Source organism: Streptomyces sp. NPDC004561 (assembly GCF_053602155.1).
On record NZ_JBSGDB010000702.1, the window covers coordinates 1 to 3,394 of the forward strand.

The window sequence follows — 3,394 nt, forward strand, 5'->3', positions numbered from 1 at the left end:
ATGTCGTCCAGGATGTGCGAGAGCGGCTCGTCGCCCTTGGCCTGGGTCGAGTTCTCCGTGCACTGCTGGTTCTGCGGCGAGGACAGGACCGGGATGTCCTGCACGCCGACGTTGAGCGCGCCGACCAGCGACTGGGCGTTCAGCTTGGCCGGCAGGCCGATACAGGGCTTGTTGAACGAGCCCTGGATGAGCGCCATCTGCGGGCTCATGTTGCCGTACGTGGCCGAGTTGCCGAACGACTGGGTGGCGTTGTTGCCGGAGAAGGACGTCGTACCCGTGTCGTTGCCGATGGCCAGGGCCGGCGACGCGGCGGCGGCGGAGACGCCGACGACGGAGACGGCGACCGCGGCGGAGGCCAGAACCTTCTTGATCACTTGCTCATTCCCTTCTGAAGAAACCCCGTCCACCGGAGCGTCCTGGTTCAACTGCCCGTCGCACCAATGGGTTGCACCGGTTCACTCCGATGGCCCACACAGGGGCGTGAACCGCGCGTTCCGGGCGCCGTATACGTGAATTCCACCGATTTCGCGCCGCCGAACGATCCGATCGGGTGACGCACCGCAACCAATCGGCTGGGGGCCGGTTGATGCGGAGCAGGAACGTGCGTCTTGGCGAGGAGCCAGGGAAAGGAAAGCGAAAATGCTGAAGAAGGCAATGGCCGCGGCGGCGGTCGCCGCGTCCTTCGTCGGTGTGTCGGCGGCGGCAGCCCCCCAGGCGCTTGCCATCGGCAACGACACGGGCACCACGTCGGTCAGCGGCGACGGCGCCCACGAGACGTTCGGCAACCAGGTGACCCGCGGCAGCATGAGCCCGCAGGCCACCCTGGTGCAGGGTTCGGCCAACAAGCTGTGCGTCGGCCTGCCGGCGAAGGCGAACGCCCAGTCGCTGGTCGCCGTTCTCGCCAACGTCGGTGTCCAGGACGTCCCGGTCCTGTCCTCGCCGCAGAACCAGCAGTGCGCCGAGAACTCGACCCAGGCGAAGAACGACGAGGCGCTGTCGCACCTCGTCGACGACGTCTCGGTCCTGGCCGGCAACGGCGCCGCCAACAGCTGAGCCGAGCCGATCGGAAAGCCGTACGGGCAGCACGCCTGCGCTTCGAGCCGCCGCCCGTACGGCTTTCGTCGCATTCTCCACCCGTGTCTCCCGCTCGAATCTCCGTCGCTGTTTCTCCGTCAGATCGGCCGATGTGTCAATTCTGCGAGGGCGTTCGAGTGAATTAAGCGAGTGCGTGCGTTCCACGGTTTCTTCCGCTGTCTATCCCTCGTTTTACAACCTGCCGGTCATGGTGCGAGCCGTTCATGCTGTGCTCGCTCGGCTTCGGCCGTCAACTGGGGCATGACCGCAGAGAAGGGAAACCTCATGAAGAAGAGCGCTGCTATTCTCGCCGGCGCCATCCTGGTCCTGGGCGGAGCTGTCCCCGCCTTCGCCGACACCGGGGCCCAGGGCACCGCCAGCAACTCCCCGGGCGTCCTGTCCGGCAACACGATCCAGGTGCCGGTGCACATCCCGATCAACGTCTGCGGCGACTCGCTCGACGTCATCGGCCTGCTGAACCCCGCGCTCGGCAACGGCTGCGCGAACAGCTGACGTTCGCCCCGTACCGCACAGCCCCACCGGCTGCGTTCAGGCCGGCCCCGGACCGTCGATCCGTCGATTCTTCGTTCCGGGGCCGGCCTTCGCCTTCCCACTTCTTCGAGCAGGAAGACTATGAGATTGCGACAGACCCTCAGCAAGGGCATGGTCGTGGCCGCCGCCGCGGCGACCGGCGTGCTGTCCTTGTGCGGCAGCTCCGCGCTCGCCGACACCAACGCGCAGGGTGCCGCCCAGGGCTCACCCGGCGTGCTGTCCGGCAACAGCATCCAGGTCCCGGTGGACGTCCCGGTCAACGTCTGCGGCGACTCCGTCGACGTGGTCGCGGCGTTGAACCCGGCGTTCGGCAACTCCTGTGCGAACACCGGCGGTTCAAAGACCACGCCGAGCAACCCCGGCACCCCGGTCCGTGACGGCAACGGCGACGAGACGACGCCTCCCGGCGGGAACGACAGCACCCCGCCCCCGTCCAGCAGCGAAACGACGCCCCCCGCCGACGACCACAGCACCCCGCCCCCGACCAGCAGCGAGACGACGCCCCCCGGCGACGACCACAGCACCCCGCCCGGCGGCAGCGAGACCACGCCGCGCGGCGACGACGAGAGCACGCCTCGGGACGACGACGAAACCACTCCGCCCAGCGACGAGGAGACCACTCCGCCCGGGGACGACCACAGCACCAGGCCCTCCTACGGCGACGACGACAGCACTTCCGCCGACGACGACAGCACTTCGCCCGGCGACGACGAGACCACGCCTCCCGGCGACGACCACAGCACGCCCCCCGGTGGCAGCCACAGCGCTCCTTCCGGATACGGCGACGAGGAGAACAAGCCTTCTTACGGCGGCGATGAGCCGACGCCCTCGCCCAGCGGCAGTCAGAGCACTCCGCCCGGGTACGGCAACGAGGAGACCAAGCCTCCGTACGGCGGCGAGGACACCCCGCCCCCCGGTGGCGACGACACCCCGCCCTCGTACGGCGGGCACCACCACTGGTCGCGGCCGAGCCTTTCGCACACCGGTGGCAACGCCGAGGCCATGATCGGGACCTCGGCCGCCAGCGCCATGCTGATCGCGGCCGGTGCGATCCTGTACCGCCGCGGCCGGACGGCCGCCCGCCGGTAGCGCGCCGGGTGCCGGACCCGAGTGGCCGGCACCCCGCGGCCGCCCTGTTCCCCGGGGCGGGCGAGCCCGCTCCACAAGCCGCCGTGCCCCGCCGCGACACCGCACTCAGCGCCGCACCGGACGCGGTGGTGCGGCGGGGCGGGCGGCCGGGACGGGCCAGCCGGCCGGACCGGCGCGGAGGCGGTGCCCGACGCCGCGCACCAGGGCGCCGGCCGTGAAAGTCGCGCCGTACACGAACCGCATGGCCGGGCCGAAGCTCGCGGCCGTGACGAGGCCGGCCAGGAACAGCCCCGGATACGACGACTCGAAGGCCGGCCCCACCTCCGGCGCCCCGCCGGCGCCCGTGGCCAGCAGGGCGCGCAGGTCGGGCGAGAGGAGCCGGAGCCGCTCGCGGGTGGCACGGTAGCCGGTCGCGGCGATGACGTGCCCGGTCTCCAGCGTGGCCGCCCCGCCTCGCCGCCCCGCCGTCTCCAGGCGCAGGCCGCCCGGGACCGCGCGGGCCGCCACCACCTCCCGGCCGAGCAGCACCTCCACCTGGCGCTCCACCCGCTCGCGCAGCCACCAGGCCCCCGCCGGGCCGGGCGCACCGGCCGCGATCCGGGCCCGGGTGCGCCCCGGCAGCCGCCGGAACAGGCTCGGCCGTTCCGCGTAGAACCAGTGCCGCCAGCCCGTGCCGAGG

Annotated in this window: 4 protein-coding genes and 1 pseudogene; 3 read left to right on the forward strand and 2 right to left on the reverse strand. The window is 71.4% G+C overall.

Annotated features, from left to right (window positions below):
• On the reverse strand, window positions 1-374 hold a 374-nt coding region (locus ACWEN3_RS43855; RefSeq protein WP_452983555.1), incomplete at its 3' end, for a rodlin.
• Window positions 375-639: 265 nt separating this feature from the next.
• Between ACWEN3_RS43855 and ACWEN3_RS43860 the strand changes: the two genes are divergently transcribed.
• The 3 genes from ACWEN3_RS43860 to ACWEN3_RS43870 all read left to right on the forward strand — a co-directional run bounded on the left by ACWEN3_RS43860 (window position 640) and on the right by ACWEN3_RS43870 (window position 2,715).
• A complete protein-coding gene (locus tag ACWEN3_RS43860) occupies window positions 640-1,053 on the forward strand; it encodes a rodlin (protein ID WP_452983558.1) in 414 nt (137 codons plus the stop codon).
• Window positions 1,054-1,359: 306 nt separating this feature from the next.
• On the forward strand, window positions 1,360-1,587 hold the full coding sequence (locus ACWEN3_RS43865) for a chaplin (RefSeq protein ID WP_452983561.1): 228 nt from the start codon (window positions 1,360-1,362) through the stop codon (window positions 1,585-1,587).
• Window positions 1,588-1,707: 120 nt separating this feature from the next.
• Window positions 1,708-2,715: a chaplin family protein gene (locus ACWEN3_RS43870; protein ID WP_452983564.1), complete on the forward strand. Its 1,008-nt coding sequence runs from the start codon at window positions 1,708-1,710 to the stop codon at window positions 2,713-2,715.
• Between the two features lie 105 nt (window positions 2,716-2,820).
• Here ACWEN3_RS43870 and ACWEN3_RS43875 read toward each other — a convergent pair.
• Window positions 2,821-3,394 (reverse strand): annotated as a pseudogene (locus ACWEN3_RS43875) (dimethylaniline monooxygenase); the annotation flags it as partial.

Excerpts from the sequence above, each read along its gene's own strand:
- ACWEN3_RS43860 (WP_452983558.1), top strand. The coding sequence starts at position 640 with ATGCTGAAGAAGGCAATGGCCGCGGCGGCGGTCGCCGCGTCCTTCGTC.
- ACWEN3_RS43870 (WP_452983564.1), top strand. The coding sequence starts at position 1,708 with ATGAGATTGCGACAGACCCTCAGCAAGGGCATGGTCGTGGCCGCCGCC.
- ACWEN3_RS43865 (WP_452983561.1), top strand. The coding sequence starts at position 1,360 with ATGAAGAAGAGCGCTGCTATTCTCGCCGGCGCCATCCTGGTCCTGGGC.